The 15,903-nt window shown below is 73.6% G+C and carries 15 protein-coding genes; 4 read left to right on the plus strand and 11 right to left on the minus strand.

The window, feature by feature from the left end:
• Positions 1 to 128 precede the first annotated feature (128 nt).
• Positions 129 to 1,034: a TIGR01777 family oxidoreductase gene (locus OG294_RS29120; protein ID WP_327069517.1), complete on the minus strand. Its 906-nt coding sequence runs from the start codon at positions 1,032 to 1,034 to the stop codon at positions 129 to 131.
• A 107-nt stretch (positions 1,035 to 1,141) separates the two neighbouring features.
• Between OG294_RS29120 and OG294_RS29125 the strand changes: the two genes are divergently transcribed.
• Positions 1,142 to 2,476, plus strand: coding sequence for a DUF2510 domain-containing protein (locus OG294_RS29125; protein ID WP_327069518.1), 1,335 nt, complete (start codon positions 1,142 to 1,144; stop codon positions 2,474 to 2,476).
• A 41-nt stretch (positions 2,477 to 2,517) separates the two neighbouring features.
• Here the strand turns inward: OG294_RS29125 and OG294_RS29130 are convergent, their stop codons facing one another.
• The 7 genes from OG294_RS29130 to cobU all read right to left on the minus strand — a co-directional run bounded on the left by OG294_RS29130 (position 2,518) and on the right by cobU (position 11,187).
• Positions 2,518 to 3,033 carry a DUF4240 domain-containing protein gene (locus OG294_RS29130; protein WP_327069519.1) on the minus strand — a complete coding sequence of 172 codons (516 nt, stop codon included), beginning with the start codon at positions 3,031 to 3,033 and terminating at the stop codon, positions 2,518 to 2,520.
• Between the two features lie 189 nt (positions 3,034 to 3,222).
• Positions 3,223 to 5,016: a 2-oxoglutarate dehydrogenase, E2 component, dihydrolipoamide succinyltransferase gene (gene sucB / locus OG294_RS29135; protein ID WP_327069520.1), complete on the minus strand. Its 1,794-nt coding sequence runs from the start codon at positions 5,014 to 5,016 to the stop codon at positions 3,223 to 3,225.
• A 68-nt stretch (positions 5,017 to 5,084) separates the two neighbouring features.
• Positions 5,085 to 6,473: a dihydrolipoyl dehydrogenase gene (gene lpdA / locus OG294_RS29140; RefSeq protein ID WP_327069521.1), complete on the minus strand. Its 1,389-nt coding sequence runs from the start codon at positions 6,471 to 6,473 to the stop codon at positions 5,085 to 5,087.
• Between the two features lie 467 nt (positions 6,474 to 6,940).
• Entirely contained in the window at positions 6,941 to 8,434 is a 1,494-nt protein-coding gene (locus tag OG294_RS29145) for a leucyl aminopeptidase (protein WP_327069522.1), read from the minus strand.
• A gap of 236 nt (positions 8,435 to 8,670) precedes the next feature.
• Positions 8,671 to 9,447, minus strand: coding sequence for an adenosylcobinamide-GDP ribazoletransferase (locus OG294_RS29150; RefSeq protein WP_442789366.1), 777 nt, complete (start codon positions 9,445 to 9,447; stop codon positions 8,671 to 8,673).
• Complete coding sequence (locus OG294_RS29155; RefSeq protein ID WP_327069523.1) at positions 9,444 to 10,556, minus strand: nicotinate-nucleotide--dimethylbenzimidazole phosphoribosyltransferase; 1,113 nt, start codon at positions 10,554 to 10,556, stop codon at positions 9,444 to 9,446. The genes OG294_RS29150 and OG294_RS29155 overlap by 4 nt, the downstream gene beginning before the upstream one ends.
• A gap of 64 nt (positions 10,557 to 10,620) precedes the next feature.
• Positions 10,621 to 11,187 carry a bifunctional adenosylcobinamide kinase/adenosylcobinamide-phosphate guanylyltransferase gene (gene cobU / locus OG294_RS29160; protein ID WP_442789239.1) on the minus strand — a complete coding sequence of 189 codons (567 nt, stop codon included), beginning with the start codon at positions 11,185 to 11,187 and terminating at the stop codon, positions 10,621 to 10,623.
• A gap of 135 nt (positions 11,188 to 11,322) precedes the next feature.
• On the opposite strand from cobU, the gene OG294_RS29165 reads away from it, so the two are divergent.
• Positions 11,323 to 11,523, plus strand: coding sequence for a hypothetical protein (locus OG294_RS29165; protein WP_327069524.1), 201 nt, complete (start codon positions 11,323 to 11,325; stop codon positions 11,521 to 11,523).
• Positions 11,524 to 11,554: 31 nt separating this feature from the next.
• Here the strand turns inward: OG294_RS29165 and OG294_RS29170 are convergent, their stop codons facing one another.
• A complete protein-coding gene (locus OG294_RS29170; RefSeq protein WP_327069525.1) occupies positions 11,555 to 12,271 on the minus strand; it encodes a class I SAM-dependent methyltransferase in 717 nt (238 codons plus the stop codon).
• Positions 12,272 to 12,549: 278 nt separating this feature from the next.
• The gene (locus tag OG294_RS29175; protein ID WP_327069526.1) at positions 12,550 to 13,149 is read right to left on the minus strand and encodes a DUF3043 domain-containing protein; all 600 of its coding nucleotides are present in this window, start codon (positions 13,147 to 13,149) and stop codon (positions 12,550 to 12,552) included.
• Between the two features lie 251 nt (positions 13,150 to 13,400).
• Between OG294_RS29175 and OG294_RS29180 the strand changes: the two genes are divergently transcribed.
• Positions 13,401 to 14,210, plus strand: coding sequence for a PspA/IM30 family protein (locus OG294_RS29180; protein WP_327069527.1), 810 nt, complete (start codon positions 13,401 to 13,403; stop codon positions 14,208 to 14,210).
• A 35-nt stretch (positions 14,211 to 14,245) separates the two neighbouring features.
• A complete protein-coding gene (pspAA, locus tag OG294_RS29185) occupies positions 14,246 to 14,539 on the plus strand; it encodes a PspA-associated protein PspAA (protein WP_327069528.1) in 294 nt (97 codons plus the stop codon).
• 78 nt (positions 14,540 to 14,617) lie between these two features.
• Here pspAA and nadA read toward each other — a convergent pair whose 3' ends face one another.
• The gene (nadA, locus tag OG294_RS29190) at positions 14,618 to 15,799 is read right to left on the minus strand and encodes a quinolinate synthase NadA (protein ID WP_327069529.1); all 1,182 of its coding nucleotides are present in this window, start codon (positions 15,797 to 15,799) and stop codon (positions 14,618 to 14,620) included.
• Between the last annotated feature and the right edge of the window lie 104 nt (positions 15,800 to 15,903).

Raw genomic sequence — 15,903 nt, forward strand, 5'->3', positions numbered from 1 at the left:
GGCAAGGGCATTGGCCCGGATCGATGGGCTCCGCCCTGCGCCGGTAGCACGCCTGGGGGCATGCGCGGGCGCCGTGCGCCGTAGCGTGCGCCCCTCTGCGCGCTGCGCCGGCAGCGGACGGACCCGGCTCAGAGCGCGGCGCGCACCGCCTGGTCGACCTCCGGGTGGGCGAAGGCGAACCCCGCCGCCAGCAGCTTGGCCGGCAGCACCCGGTGGCTGCCCACCACCTCCACCGCCATCTCGCCCAGCGCCAGCTGCAACGCGAACTCCGGTACCGGGAAAGGCGTCGGGCGCCGCAGCACCCGGCCCAGCGAGGCGGTGAGCTCGGCGTTGGTCACCGGCTCCGGCGCGGTCAGGTTGACCGGACCGGTCAGCTCCGGGTGGTCGATCAGGAACCGCAGCGCGGCGACCTGGTCGGCCAGCGAGATGAAGCTCCAGTACTGCTGCCCGGAGCCCAGCCGGCCGCCGAGCCCCAGTTTGAAGAGCGGGAACAGCCGCCCGCCGGCACCGCCGGCCGCGCTGAGCACCAGCCCGGTGCGCGGGTGGACCACCCGGATCCCGGCGTCGGCGGCGGGCTGCGCCGCGCCCTCCCAGTCCATGCAGACCCGGGCCAGGAAGTCGTCCCCGGCCGGTGCCGTCTCGTCGATCGGCCGGGCCCCGGTCTGCCCGTAGTACCCGACGGCCGAGCCGCTGACCAGCACGGCGGGCGGGGTGTCCAGGGTCGGCAGCACGGTGGCCAGCGTGCGGGTGCCGAGCACCCGGCTGTCGTGGATCTCCTGTTTGTAGGCGGGGGTCCAGCGGCGCTCGGCCACCCCGGCGCCCGCCAGGTGCACCACCGCCCCGGTGCCCTCCAGGCCGGCCCGGTCCAGCTCGCCGCGGGCCGGGTTCCAGCCGATCGCCACCGAGCCGTCGGGCCGCGGGCCCAGCGCCTGGCGGTGGCGCACCAGCCGTACCACCTGGTGGCCGTCGGCCAGCAGCGAGCGGACGAGGGCGGAGCCGATCAGGCCCGAGGAACCGGTGACAGCGATGCGCATGCCGCCATCCTGGCAGGACCCGGCGGCCGGGCGGACCGCGACCCGCCTGCGCGCCGCTGGTCGGGGCACCGCTGACGTGGGTTCACCGGGCCCGATACGGTACGGCGGTGAGCAACTTCACCCCTCCCGGCTGGTACCCCGACCCGGAGCCCGCCGCAGGCGCACACGGCGCCCGCGAGCGCTTCTGGGACGGTACGGCGTGGACCGCCCGCACCCGGCCGCTGCCGCCGTCGGGTGCGCCGTTCGCCACGGCCCCGCACGGGAGCCGGGACGGGGCCGCGCCGCCGTCGGCCGTCCCGCCGCTTGGAGCCGTCCTACCGCCCGGAGCCGTCCCGCCGGCCCCGCCGCTCGCCCCCGCACCGGCCCCCCAGCCGTCCGCCCGGCCGGTGGTCGCCGGTCCCGCCGAGCCGCCCAGCTCGCTCTCCGACGCCTCCCCGGCCTACGGCCATCCGGCCATACCCGAGCCGGCCGAGGGCATCGGCTACGGCTACCCCGCGCCGGTTGCGACCCCGGCCCAGGCCCCGGCCCAGCCGCAGGCCCCCGCGCCGCTGCTGCCGGGCCCCGCGGCGGTGCCGCCGCCCTTCGGCTACCGGTCGCCCGACTACCCGGCACCGCCGCCCGCCCGCAGGCGCACCGGCCTGATCGTCGGAGCGCTGGCGGGGGCGCTGATCGTGGTGGTGCTCACGGTCGGGGTCTCGATCGTGTTCCTGCACAGCAGTCGCAGCAGGCCCGTCGCCGCGGCGCTGCCGCCCGTCGCCGGCCACGGCCCGCTGCCGAGCGCCACCGGCCCGTCCGGCAACGGCGCACCCGTGCGCCCCACCGGCCCCGTCACCACGCCCGCCGGGCCGCCGTCGGCCGGGGCCGGCGCCCTCCCGCCCGGCATCCCCGCCCCCGGCACGGCCTCGCCGGGCAGTGTCCCGCCGGACGCGTCCCCGGCCTCGCCCGGCGCCGGACCGGTGCCGGACGCCGCGCACAACTGGAGCGTCCCGCTGCCCCAGGGCTGGTCCGTGGCCCAGCACGACGCCGCCACCACCCTCCTGCTGGTCACCGGCCCCTACCAGTGCGCCACCCCGGGCGGCTGCGTGCGCGGCAACTTCGAGATCGACAGCAGGACGGCGAGCGGCCCGGACGCGCAGACGGTGGCCCGCCAGACCATGTCCGACTACGCGCCGCAGCTCTTCGGCCAGCTCGACTCGCACGAGGAGCTGGCCAGCGGACCGGTCACGGTGGCCGGGCAGAGCGGCTTCGCGGTCCGCTGGCACGTGGTGCCCGCCCAGGCCGGCCCCGGCTACCTGCTGCTGATCGCCCTGCCGGCCCCCGGCGGCGGCTTCACCACCATGGTGGGCTCGGTGGACGACGACCCGCAGGCCCCGGGCCCCGCCGTGCTGGACCAGATCGCCACCGGCATCCAGCCGGCGGCCACCGCCCCGAACGCCACCTGAGCGCCCGGCCGCCGGCCGGCGTCCGGGCGCTCAGGTGCGCCTCAATCCCCGTAGATCTCCCACAACTTGGGGAATCGTTTCGCCATCTCCGCACCGTCGGCGAAGTCGAACCGCGGCCCCTCGGGCAGCCGGGGCTGGTTGTTGCCCAGGTCCGGCAGCGGCAGCCCGGTCAGCTGCTCGTGCGCCTCGTCGGCGGCGTAGCCGAACTCCTCGGCGTCGCCGTCCTCCTCCTCGTCGAAGTCGGGCACCAGCTCCGCCAGGTCGTCCGGGTGGTAGAGCGCCCCTTCGAACACCTCCCGGCCCTGCGCGATCAGCCAGCAGCGGAAGTAGTCGAAGGCGTCCTCCGACGCGCCGCCCAGCATCAGGTAGGCGGCACCCCACAGCTCCCGGGTGTACGCGCGCTGGAACCGCGCCTCGAACAGTCGCGCGAAGTCGATCACCTCGTCCGGCGTCAGCTGCGCGAGCCGCTCCACCAGCAGGTCGGCCTGGTCGTCCGGATCACCGTCGGCGGCGTCGCGGCACTCGTCGATGATCTGCCAGAAGTCCGTCTCGTACATCACCGCTCCAGCATCCCTGTTCTACGTGGCAAACGCACACCATCCGCGCCCGCGCCACTCGCGCCACGCCCCCGGTTCGGGTGAACGGGGGGTGGCGGGCCGTGCCGTGGTGTGCTCGGAAACGCCGTCGGCCGGCCCGCCCCGAGCGGGGCGGGCCGGCCGACGTTCACCGCTGACGGCAAGCCGGGGCTACAGGCCGAGCTCGACCTCGAACTCGCCGGACTCCAGGATCTCCTTGACGGCCACCAGGTAGCGGGCGGCGTCGGCGCCGTCCACCAGGCGGTGGTCGTAGGAGAGCGACAGGTAGGTCATGTCGCGGACGGCGATGACGGTGCCCTCCTCGGTCTCGATGACCACGGGGCGCTTGACCGTCGCGCCGATGCCCAGGATGGCGACCTGGTTCGGCGGCACGATGACGGTGTCGAACAGCGCACCGCGCGAGCCGGTGTTGCTGATGGTGAAGGTGGCGCCGGACAGCTCGTCCGGGGTGATCTTGTTGCCGCGCACCTTGCTGGCCAGCTCGGCGGTCTTCTTGGAGATACCGGCCAGGTTGAGGTCGCCCGCACCCTTGATGACCGGGGTCATCAGGCCCTTCTCGGAGTCCACCGCGATACCGATGTTCTCGATGTCGAAGTAGGTGATGGTGCCCTCGGCCTCGTTGATCCGGGCGTTGATCGAGGGGTGGCTCTTCAGGGCCTGGGCGGCGGCCTTGACGAAGAACGGCATCGGGGACAGCTTCACGCCCTCGCGGGCGAGGAAGGCGTCCTTGGCCTTGCCGCGCAGCTTCATGACCTTGGTGACGTCCACCTCGACCACGCTGGTCAGCTGGGCCTGCTCGTGCAGGGCCTTCAGCATGTTGTCGCCGATGACCTTGCGCATCCGGGTCATCTTGACCGTCTGTCCGCGCAGCGGCGACGGCGCGGCGGCAGCGGCCTTCGGCGCGGCGGCAGCCGCGACCGGGGCCGGCGCAGCGGCGGCGGCAGCAGCGGCCTCGGCGGCGGCGACCACGTCCTGCTTGCGGATCCGACCGCCGACGCCGGTGCCGGCGACGGTGGAGAGCGCGACGCCGTGCTCGGCGGCGAGCTTGCGGACCAGCGGGGTGACGTAGGCGTCACCGGCGTCGGCGGCGGGGGCGGCCGGAGCGGCGACCGGGGCCGGAGCAGCCGGCGCGGGGGCCGGGGCAGCGGGGGCGGCAGCCGGGGCCGGAGCGGCCGGGGCGGCGGCGACCGGGGCCGGAGCGGCCGGGGCCGGGGCAGCGACCGGAGCCGGGGCCGGAGCAGCCGGCGCGGGGGCCGGGGCGGCAGGGGCGGCAGCCGGGGCCGGAGCGGCAGGGGCGGCCGGAGCAGCCGCGACCGCGCCCGCCGCGCCGATCAGCGCGAGCTGGGCGCCGACCTCGGCGGTCTCGTCCTCGCCGACCAGGATCTTCACCACGACGCCGGCGACCGGCGAGGGGATCTCGGTGTCGACCTTGTCGGTCGAGACCTCGAGCAGCGGCTCGTCGACCTCGACGGTGTCACCCTCGGCCTTGAGCCAGCGGGTGACGGTGCCCTCGGTGACCGACTCGCCCAGGGCGGGGAGCAGCACCGGGGTGGCGTCGCCGGCGGGGGCGGCCGGAGCGGTGACCGGGGCCGGAGCAGCCGGCGCGGGGGCCGGGGCAGCGGGGGCGGCGACCGGGGCCGGAGCGGCCGGGGCCTCGGCGGCCGGGGCCTCGGCGGCCGGGGCGGCAGCCGCGACCGGGGCGCCCGAGCCGTCGTCGATGATCGCCAGCTCGGCGCCCACCTCGACCGTCTCGTCCTCGGCGACCTTGATCGACGCGAGGATGCCGGAGGCCGGCGCGGGGATCTCGGTGTCGACCTTGTCGGTCGACACCTCGAGCAGCGGCTCGTCGGCCTCCACTCGCTCGCCCTCGGCCTTCAGCCAGCGGGTGACAGTACCTTCGGACACGCTCTCGCCCAGCGCGGGCAGCGTTACTGAGACCGCCATGGTTTCAGCGACTCCTATCAAGTCTTGCGTTCAGGAAGTTCAGGGAATGTAAGGACGGGCTGGCGCGATCAGTCGTGCGCGTGCAGCGGCTTGCCGGCCAGGGCCAGGTGGGCCTCGCCCAGCGCCTCGGACTGGGTCGGGTGGGCGTGGATGAGCTGCGCGACCTCGGCGGGCAGCGCCTCCCAGTTGTAGATGAGCTGGGCCTCGCCCACCTGCTCACCCATGCGGGCGCCGACCATGTGGACACCCACCACGGCGCCGTCCTTGACCTGGACGAGCTTGATCTCGCCGGCGGTCTTGAGGATCTTGCTCTTGCCGTTGCCGGCCAGGTTGTACTTGAGCGTGACGACCTTGTCCTTGCCGTACAGCTCCACGGCCTTGGCCTCGGAGATGCCGACCGAGGCGACCTCGGGGTTGGAGTAGGTGACCCGCGGCACGCCGTCGTAGTCGATCGGCACGGCCTTGAGGCCGGCCAGCCGCTCGGCCACCAGGATGCCCTCGGCGAAGCCGACGTGCGCCAGCTGCAGGGTCGGGGCCAGGTCGCCGACGGCCGAGATGGTGGGCACGTTGGTGCGCATGTACTCGTCGACCAGGACGTAGCCGCGGTCCATCGCGACCCCGGCCTCCTCGTAGCCGAGGCCCGCCGAGACGGGGCCGCGGCCGATGGCGACGAGCAGCAGGTCGGCGTCGATCTGCTTGCCGTTCTCGGTGGAGACGCGCACACCGGTCTCGGTGTACTCCACGCCCGAGAAGCGGGCCTTGAGCTCGAACTTGATGCCGCGCTTGCGGAAGGCGCGCTCCAGCAGCTTGGAGGAGTTCTCGTCCTCCAGCGGAACCAGGTGCGGCAGGGCCTCGACGATGGTGACGTCGACGCCGAAGGACTTCCAGACGGAGGCGAACTCGACACCGATCACGCCGCCGCCGAGGATGACGGCCGACTTCGGGATCCGGTCGAGCTTGAGGGCGTGGTCGGAGGAGATGACCCGGTCGCCGTCGATGGCCAGGCCCGGCAGCGACTTCGGCACGGAGCCGGTGGCGAGGACGATGTGGCGGCCCTCGACCCGCTGGCCGTTGACATCCACCGAGGTCGGCGAGGAGAGCCGGCCCTCGCCCTGGATGAAGTGCACCTTGCGGGAGGCGACCAGGCCCTGCAGGCCCTTGTACAGGCCGGCGATCACGTCGTCCTTGTACTTGTGGACGCCGTTGATGTCGATGCCCTGGAAGGTTGCCAGCACGCCGAACTCGGCGGCTTCCTTCGTCTCGTCCGCGATCTCGGCGGCGTGCAGCAGCGCCTTGGTGGGGATGCAGCCCCGGTGCAGGCAGGTACCGCCCAGCTCGCCCTTCTCGATCAGGGCCACGCTCAGACCCAGCTGAGCGGCGCGGAGCGCCGCGGCGTAACCGCCGCTTCCGCCTCCGAGAATGACTACGTCGAAAACGGTGCTGGCGTCGTTCGCCACGTCACGTCCTCCATGCCATGGGGTGTGGATCCGTCCGGGCCGGTGCTGGTCCGGTGTGCGGGAAGCCCTTGTGGGGCGCCCAGTCGTGCCGGAAATACATCTTCGCACTTGTTCACGGCCGCTGGTGTCGGGGTCCACCCTGCGGGGGGTGTGCGACCGCCTCCGCAGGGCTGCGAAGACCCGTCGTCGACCCTGTCGACGCAGGTCAACGCGGCCTTGACGCGGCCCGGCTGGGCGGTCGTGCCGATCCGTCCGGGCCGGGATTCCACCCTGTGGAACAAAGTTTCGCCGGAGGCGAACAGCGGTCGAATCCGCAGGTGGACGGCCCCTGACTGCTACTGATCGGTAACCGGCGGAAAAATCGATACATCGACAACTAGCCCGGTCGGGCCGCTGTCCGGACGGGCCGGAAAGGCCGAGGGGGCCCGGCGTCCAGTGACACCGGGCCCCCTCGCTCAGCGGAAGGCTCAGCCCTGCGCGGTCTCCTGCGCGAGCTGCACCAGGGTGCGCACGGCGCTGCCGGTGCCGCCCTTGGGGGTGTAGCCGTACGGCGCGGCCTCGTGGAAGGCCGGGCCGGCGATGTCCAGGTGGCCCCAGTCGATGCCGTCGGCCACGAACTCCTGCAGGAAGATGCCGGCCGTCAGACCGCCACCCATCCGCTCGCCCATGTTGGCCAGGTCGGCCACCGGCGAGTCCATGCCCTTGCGCAGCTCGGCCGGCAGCGGCATCGGCCAGGACTGCTCGCCCGCGCGCCCGGCGACGGCGTGCAGCCGGTCGCGGAAGTCGTCCGAGTTGGCCATCACACCGAAGGTGCGGGTGCCCAGCGCCATCACCATCGCGCCGGTCAGGGTGGCCACGTCGACGATCGCGTCCGGGGTCTCCTCGCCGGCCCGCACGATCGCGTCGGCCAGCACCAGGCGGCCCTCGGCGTCGGTGTTGAGCACCTCGACGGTCTTGCCGCCGTACATCCGCAGCACGTCGCCGGGGCGGGTGGCCGAGCCCGAGGGCATGTTCTCGGCCAGCGCCAGCCAGCCGGTGACGTTGACGGCCAGGCCCAGGCGCTTGGCGGCTACCACGGCGGCGAACACGGCGGCGGCGCCGGACATGTCGCACTTCATGGTCTCGTTGTGGCCGGCCGGCTTGAGCGAGATGCCGCCCGAGTCGTAGGTGATGCCCTTGCCGATGAAGGCCAGCGTGGCCTTGGCCTTCGGGTGGGTGTAGGCCAGCTTGACCAGGCGGGGCGGGTTGGCCGAGCCGATGCCGACGCCCAGGATGCCGCCGAAGCCGCCCTTGGCCAGCGCCTTCTCGTCGAGCACCTCGACCTTGATGCCGTGCTCCTTGCCGGCCGCCTGCGCGATGGCGGCGAAGGCCTTGGGGTGCAGGTCGTTCGGCGGGGTGTTGATCAGGTCGCGGGCCCGGTTCATCTCCTCGCCGAGCACGGTGGCGCGCTCCAGGCCGGCCTTGGCGTCCTTGCTGCCCTTGCGGGTGGTCAGCACGATCAGCTCGCCGACCGGCTCCTTGCCGCCGCCGTTGGTGCGGTAGGCGGTGAAGTCGTAGGCGCCCAGCAGACCGCCCAGGGCCACGGCCTCGACCTGCTCGGCCGACTCGGCCGGCAGCGCCAGGCCGGCCTTCTTCGCGCCGGCCAGGGTGCGCGCGGCAACGCCGGCGGCCCGGCGCAGCGCCTCCTCGGTGTAGCCGGCATCGGCAGCCTCGCCCAGGCCGACGGCCAGCACGAAGCCGGCCTTCAGACCGGCCGGAGCGGCCAGCTTCACCGTCTCACCCTCGGCGCCGGTGGCGCCCAGGGTGGTCAGAACGTCGGCCAGCTTGCCGTCGAAGGCCTCGACCAGTGCCTCGGCGCCGGGGGCCACGACCAGGCCCTTGGGGCCCTTCGCCACGCCGACGACCACGGCATCCGCGCGCAGCGCGGCGGCGGAGGAGGTGCTCACAGACAATGCAGTCACGTATTTGCGTCCTGTTCTTTCGCGGTCCACGGCCGGATTTATGCGGTATGGCAACAGCCCCAGCATGCTCCGCCGTGACGGCGCAGGGCTACAGTGCTCACCGCATGGTAGTCCGCATGGTGGGATACCGCCGCGCCCGGGCGTCCGTAAGGATTCGGGACGGATTTCGGGGCAGATTCCGCACGGGTTCACCGGGGTTGAGTACGGCCGCAGCCGCCGCGGGGTTCACCTCGGGCTCACGGGCCGAGGGCGAGCACCAGCAGTGCGGCCAGTGCCGCCGTCTCCACCAGCGCGCCGAGCACGTCGCCGGTGATCCCGCCGAACCGGCGCAGGCAGCGCTGCAGCAGTGCGGCGGCGGCCAGTTGACCGAGCGTCAGGGCGAGGGCGTAGCGCGGGTGGGCGCCCAGCAGGGCCAGCCCCGCGGCGCTGAGCAGAGTGGCGGTCAGCGCCGCCGGCAGTGGCACGGTGGCGGCCACCATCGCCCCCAGGCCACCGGGCCGAGCGGCGGGCACCGAACGCAGGCAGCCCCAGCCGAGCGCGCACCGCCCGGCCACCGCGGCGGTCAGCACGGCGAGCGCACCGCGCCCTTCGGAGTGTGCGAACTGACTGCTCAGCGCCGCGATCTGAGCGAGCATCAGCAGCACCAGGCTGAGCACGCCGAACGGGCCGATGTCGGACTGCTTCATGATCCGCAGCGCGTCCTCGGCTGGCTTGCCGCTGCCCAGCCCGTCGGCCACGTCCGCCAGCCCGTCCAGGTGCAGCCCGCGGGTCAGCGCGGCCAGGGCGGCGACGGACGCCACCGCGCCGAGCAGCGGCCCGCCGCGCCAGCAGACCAGCGCCCCCAGTCCGCCGGCCGCCGCGCCCAGCACCAGCCCGACCAGCGGCGCGGCGATCATCGCCCGGCCGCCCGCCTCCCGGTCCCAGCGCGCCACCCGCACCCGCAGCACGGAGAGCGTCCCGAAGGCGAACCGCAGTCCGGGCAGGCGGAGTTCGCGAGCTTCAGCGGCGCTCAGAGCCGGCCCAGCAGCTCGGCGGCGGTGGGCAGCCTGGCGGGCTCCGCGGGCGCCGCCGGGGCGGGCACGAAGGACTCCTCGGCGAGCGTGTCGGAGGCGGCCTGCAGCAGCGGCAGGGCCAGCAGGGCGCCGACGCCCTCGCCCATGGTGACCTGATGGTCGTGCAGCGGGGTCAGGGTGAGCCGGTCGTAGGCCTTGGCCAGTGCGGGCTCACCGGTCAGCAGCGCGGCCCGCCACCACTCCGGGGCGCGGAAGGAGATCCGCTGGGCGATCAGCGCGCAGGCGGCCGAGACCACGCCGTCCAGCACCACCGGCAGCCGCCGCACGGCGGCCTGCAGCAGGAAGCCGGTCATCGCCGCGAAGTCGGCGCCACCGGTGGCCGCGAGCAGCCCCAGCTGGTCGCCGAGCACGGGGCGGGCGCGCCGCAGCGAGTCGCGGATCGCGGCGCACTTGACCATCCAGGTCCGGTCGTCGATGCCCGAGCCGCGGCCGCAGACCGCGGCGGCGTCGGTGCCGCAGAGCGCGCCGATCAGCACGGCCGCCACCGTGGTCGAGCCGACCCCGAGGTCGCCGAGCAGCACCAGGTCGGTGCCGAGGTCGGCCTCCTCGTCGGCGATCGCCATGCCGATCCGGAACGCCTGGGCGGCCTCGTCGGCGCTCAGCGCGTCCTCGGTGTCGATCCGCCCCGAACCACGGCGCACCCGGTAGCGGCTGACCTCGAAGCCGAACTCCTCGGCGTCCGCGTCCACCGCCAGGTCGATCACCCGCAGCCCGGCACCGTAGCGGCGGGCCAGCCGGGCCACCGGCGCGCTGCCGTCCAGGGCCGCGCGCACCCGCCGCACGGTGCCGCCGTCGGCCGGCAGTTTGGAGAGCCCGAGCGAGGCGATGCCGTGATCGGCGGCGAAGAGCAGCACCTTGGGCGCGCTGAGCGCGCGTGCCCGGGTGCCCCCCTGGACGGAGGCGAGCCAGCTGCCCAGCTCCTCCAGCTGACCCAGACCGGCGCGCGGCTTGTCCAGCGCCAGCCAGCGATCCTCGGCGGCGCGCCGGGCGACGTCGTCGGGGCGCTCCACGAGCGAGGCGAAGGAATCGAGATCCACAGTGGTGTCCATCGTGCGGAACCATACCAACCGGGGGTCGGGCTGTCCGGGGTGCGGCGGGCTTCTCACCCAGGGGTCAGCCGGTGGCGGGCCGGCCGCCCCCCTTGATCGTCATGGCCTGCCCGGCCACCACCAGCAGCACCTGGTCCGCGGCCTCGGCCACCGCCATGTTCAGCCGGCCCAGGGTGTCGCGGAAGCGCCGCCCGGCCGCGGTGGCCGGCACCACGCCCAGCCCCACCTCGTTGCTCACCGCCACCACCCGGCGCCCGGTGTGCCGCACCGCCTCGGCCAGCTCGGCGCACCGCTGCTCCACCGCGCGGGCGGCGCCCTGCTCCCAGGCCGCGTCGTCCCAGGCGTCCGCCTGGTCCATCACGGTGGTCAGCCAGAGCCCCAGGCAGTCGATCAGCACCGGTGCCGGGTCGGTGCCGTCGGCCAGCACCGGCACCAGGTCGACGGTCTCGGCGGTGCGCCAGCCCGCCGGACGCCGCTCGCGGTGCAGGGCGATCCGCCGCGCCCAGTCGGCGTCGTCCTCCCGGTGGCCGCCGGTGGCCAGGTACAGCACGTCGGGCTGGTCGAGCAGCAGCGCCTCGGCCCGGGTGGACTTGCCGGACCGGGCGCCGCCGAGGATCAGGGTGCGAGTCATGCGGCCCATCCTGCTGCACGGGGTTGAGCGGCGGTGCGGCGGGCAGCCTGACCCCTGCGCGGTAGCCTGCGCGGACATGCGGATCGAGCACCGGCCGGCCAGCGCCGGCGGGCAGCGGAAGTGAGGGAGCCGGGCATGGTGTGGACGTGGCGGTACGAGGCGACGGACGGCGCGGTCGTCACGCCGGCCGGCGAGGCCGAGGAGTTCTCCAGCCAGGGCGACGCCGAGTCGTGGATCGGCGAGGAGTGGAAGCGGCTGCTGGCGGACGGCGTCGAGCGGGTGGTCCTGCTGGAGGACGACCAGGAGATCTACCCGATGAGCCTGCGCGAGGCCTGACAGCCGTAGCGCCCGGACCGGCCGCGTGCGGCTACTTGGTCCCGACCAGGTGGAGCATCGCGGCGACCTGCCGGTACGGGTCCTCGCGCCCGGCCCGGTCCTCGGCCTCCAGCAGCTGGCCGAGCTGGCGCCCGTCGACCGGTGCGGCGTGGTCCGGCATGGCGTCGGTGAAGATCCGCACGCCGTACCAGTGCCGCAGCGGCACCGCGACCTCGCGCAGCGTGGTGACCAGGTCGCACAGCCGGTCGGCCCGGGCGGTCAGGCCCAGCCGGTTGGTGTAGTGGTCGGAGTCGAAGGCCTGCAGCGCCGCGCGCCAGTCGCCGGTCAGTCCGGCCCGCATGGCCAGCGCGTCCCGGTTGCGGGCCAGCAGCGAGAGCAGGCCGCCGGGCGCGATCATCCGGGCCAGCGAGGCGATCAGCGGGTCCGGGTCGGGCAGGTACATCAACACGCCGTGGCAGAGCACCACGTCGAAGCTGCCGGGCCCGAACCAGCGCCCGCAGTGGTGGCCGTCGCCGCTCAGCAGCCGGACCCGCTCGCGGACCTCCGGCGGCTCGGCGGCCAGCATCGCCTGGGCGGCGCCGAGCGTGACCGGATCCGCGTCCAGCCCGGTGACCAGATGGCCGGCCCGGGCCAGCCGCACCGCCTGGGTGCCCTGGCCGCAGCCGACGTCCAGCACCCGCAGCGGGGTCAGCTGGGCGCGCTCGCCGAAGTGCGCGGCGAGCTGCTCGGCCAGCTGGCGGGCCACCATCTCCTGGCGGACCAGGTTGTGCAGGCCGCCCTGGCGCTCCAGCCAGGCCCCCGCCCCGCCGGCGAAGGAGCCGCTGCGGGCCGGCAGCCCGTGCGGGTTGCCGTAGGAGGGGGCGGGGCCGCCGGGGTGGCCGCCGGGATGGGGGGTGCCGTAGCCGTACCCCGCCTGCTGCGGGTCCCGGTCGTGCTGGCCCCCCAGCTGGCCGGGCAGCGCGTACAGACCGGATCCCGACGCGTTCTGCGCGGCGGGGGCCCAGTCGTACGGCAGCGGCTCGGCGGTCAGGGGTGCTCGCCCCGCTTCACCTGCGGCTTGGGCAGCCGCAGTCGACGCATCTGCAGGTTGCGCATCAGGCCGTAGCCGACCGCGCCGCGGTGGCTCTCCTCCGGGAACCGGTTGGCCAGCGACTTGCGCAGCCCGAGGCCCAGGCGCAGGAAGTCGACGATGACCAGCACCAGGAAGAGGGCGAAGAGCAGCGTGGAGAGCAGCTGCAGCGCCGGCACGCGCAGCACGCTGAGCACCAGGATCACCACGGCGAACGGCAGGAAGAACTCGGCCAGCGACCAGCGCGAGTCCATGTAGTCGCGGGTGAAGCGGCGCACCGGGCCCTTGTCGCGGGCCGGCAGCGCGCGCTCGTCACCGTTGAGCAGCGCGAGGCGCTGCTTCTCGCGCTCTGAGCGCATGCGCTCGCGCGACTGCTTGGCGGCCTCCTTGCGGTCCTTGGGGACCGTCACCCGGGTGCGCCGGTTGGCCTCGGCCTCGCTGCGCTTGGGCGTCGGGCGGCCCTTGGGGGCCTGCGGGTCGCGGCCTGCGGGCGCGTCGTCCTGCTCGGCCAGCACGGTGGCGGAGGAGGGGGATTCGTCTGAACGGCGTCGGAACACACGACAAGCGTACGTGCTGGCCTCCCGAACACCCCCATCCCCCGAGGCATCGCCCCGGGGCCCTGTCAGGGAGCGGGCCGGGAGATCCACCTGGGGTAGGAGGCAGCGGGGCCGCGGCCGTAGCACTCTTGTTGCAGGTAGGTGTACTGCGGTGGTGACCCCGCTGCACATACACTCGCAGTAGATTTCGGTACGAGATAGAAACCGCAGGCCGGAGAAGGGGGCACCCGAGGCCCATGAGCGACGGAATCATGAAGCGTATGGGGCTGATCTTCAAGTCCAAGGCCAACAAGGCCCTGGACCGTGCAGAAGATCCGCGCGAGACGCTCGACTACTCGTACCAGAAGCAGCTTGAACTGCTGCAGAAGGTGCGCAGGGGCGTGGCGGACGTCGCCACCTCGCGCAAGCGCCTGGAGCTGCAGCTGACGCAGCTCCAGCAGCAGTCCGCGAAGTACGAGGACCAGGGCCGCAAGGCGCTCTCCCTGGGCCGTGAGGACCTCGCGCGCGAGGCGCTCACCCGCAAGTCCGCGATGCAGTCGCAGATCAACGACCTGGAGGTGCAGTACCAGCAGCTCCAGGCCGAGGAGGAGAAGCTCACGCTCGCCTCCCAGCGGCTGCAGGCCAAGGTGGACGCCTTCCGCACCAAGAAGGAGACCATCAAGGCCACCTACACCGCCGCCCAGGCGCAGACCCGGATCGCGGAGTCCTTCTCCGGGATCTCGGAGGAGATGGGCGACGTGGGCCTCGCGATCCAGCGGGCCGAGGACAAGACCGCGCAGATGCAGGCCCGTGCCGGTGCGATCGACGAGCTGCTCGCCTCGGGCGCGCTGGACGACTCCAGCGGCCTGGGCCGCAAGGACGACATCGAGGCCGAGCTGGAGCGGGTGGCCGGCGGCAGCGACGTCGAGCTGGAGCTGGCCCGGATGAAGGCCGAGCTCGGCGGTGGGCCCTCGTCGGGCCCGGCCGCGATCGAGCAGGGCAACGGTGGTGGCGCTCAGCAGCACGGTGGTGGCCAGGCACAGCAGGACACCCCGCCGCCGAGCATCAACTACCACAAGTAACGTCGGCCGCTTCGACAGCAGGGAGAGACGCCAGCATGATCATGAGGATCATGGGTGAGGGCCAGTTCCAGGTGGCGGACGAGCACCTGAACCGGCTGAACCAGCTCGACGACGAGCTGCTCACCGCTCTGGAATCGGGGGACGAGAAGGCTTTCCGGGCCAGCCTGGGCAGCCTGCTCAGCGCGGTCCGCGAGGTCGGTTCCCCGCTGCCGGACGACTCGCTGGAGCCGTCCGAGCTGATCCTGCCGGACGAGGGCGCGTCGCTCGATCAGGTCCGCGAGCTGCTGCGGACCGAGGGCGACGGACTGATTCCGGGTCTGCCGGAGTAGGGACGAACGGCTGAGGGGCGGCACCCACCACAGGTGGGCGCCGCCCCTCAGCCGTTCGCGCTGCCTCGGCCGGTGCCGTTACGGCAGGGCCAGCATCCGGTCCAGCGCGGCCTTGGCGTACTTCTCGGTCTCCGGGTCGACGGTGATCACGTTCGGCACCCGCCCCTCGACCAGCGACTCCAGCGCCCAGACCAGGTGCGGCAGGTCGATCCGGTTCATCGTGGAGCAGAAGCAGACCGAGCGGTCCAGGAAGACGATCTCCTTGTCCGGGTGCGCCTTGGCGAGGCGGCGGACCAGGTTGAGCTCGGTGCCGATCGCCCACTTGGAGCCGGGCTCGGCGGCCTCCAGGGCCTTGATGATGTACTCGGTCGAGCCCACCTCGTCGGCTGCCGCGACCACCTCGTGGCGGCACTCGGGGTGCACCAGCACGTTCACGCCCGGGATCCGCTCGCGGACCTCCGCGACCGAGTCCACCGTGAACCGGCCGTGCACCGAGCAGTGGCCGCGCCACAGGATCATCTTGGCGTCCCGCAGCTGCTCGGCGGTCAGCCCGCCGTTCGGCTTGTGCGGGTTGTAGAGCACGCAGTCGTCCAGCGAGAAGCCCATGTCCCGCACCGCGGTGTTGCGCCCCAGGTGCTGGTCCGGCAGGAAGAGCACCTTCTGGCCCTGCTCGAAGGCCCACTCCAGTGCGCGCTTGGCGTTGGAGGAGGTGCAGATGGTGCCGCCGTGCCGGCCGGTGAAGGCCTTGATGTCGGCGGAGGAGTTCATGTACGAGACCGGGACGGTGACGTCGGCTATGCCGGCCTCGGTCAGCACGTCCCAGCACTCGGCGACCTGCTCGGCGGTGGCCATGTCGGCCATCGAGCAGCCGGCCGCGAGGTCGGGCAGGATGACCCGCTGGGCGTCGCCGGTGAGGATGTCCGCGGACTCGGCCATGAAGTGCACGCCGCAGAAGACGATGTACTCGGCCTCCGGACGGCCGGCGGCGTCCCGGGCGAGCTTGAAGGAGTCACCGGTGACGTCGGCGAACTCGATGACCTCGTCGCGCTGGTAGTGGTGCCCCAGGATGAACACCCGGTCGCCGAGCTCGGCCTTGGCGGCGCGGGCGCGCTCCACCAGGTCCGGGTCGGAGGCGGGCGGGAGGTCGCCGGGGCACTCCACGCCGCGCTCGCTGTTCGGGTCGGCCTGGCGGCCGAGCAGCAGCAGGGCGAGCGGCGTGGCGGTCGGCTCGGTGAACGTGGTGTCAACGGTGGTGGTCACGGGCGGGTGCCCTCCTGATGCGGCCGGACACTCCCAGCCTTCTCGTCTATCTGACGTTATCTATGATAACCCGTTCGCGTCAGTCTGACGATGGCCATCATGTC

Origin of the sequence: Kitasatospora sp. NBC_01302 (assembly GCF_035976515.1) — a bacterium.
Lineage (GTDB): Bacteria > Actinomycetota > Actinomycetes > Streptomycetales > Streptomycetaceae > Kitasatospora.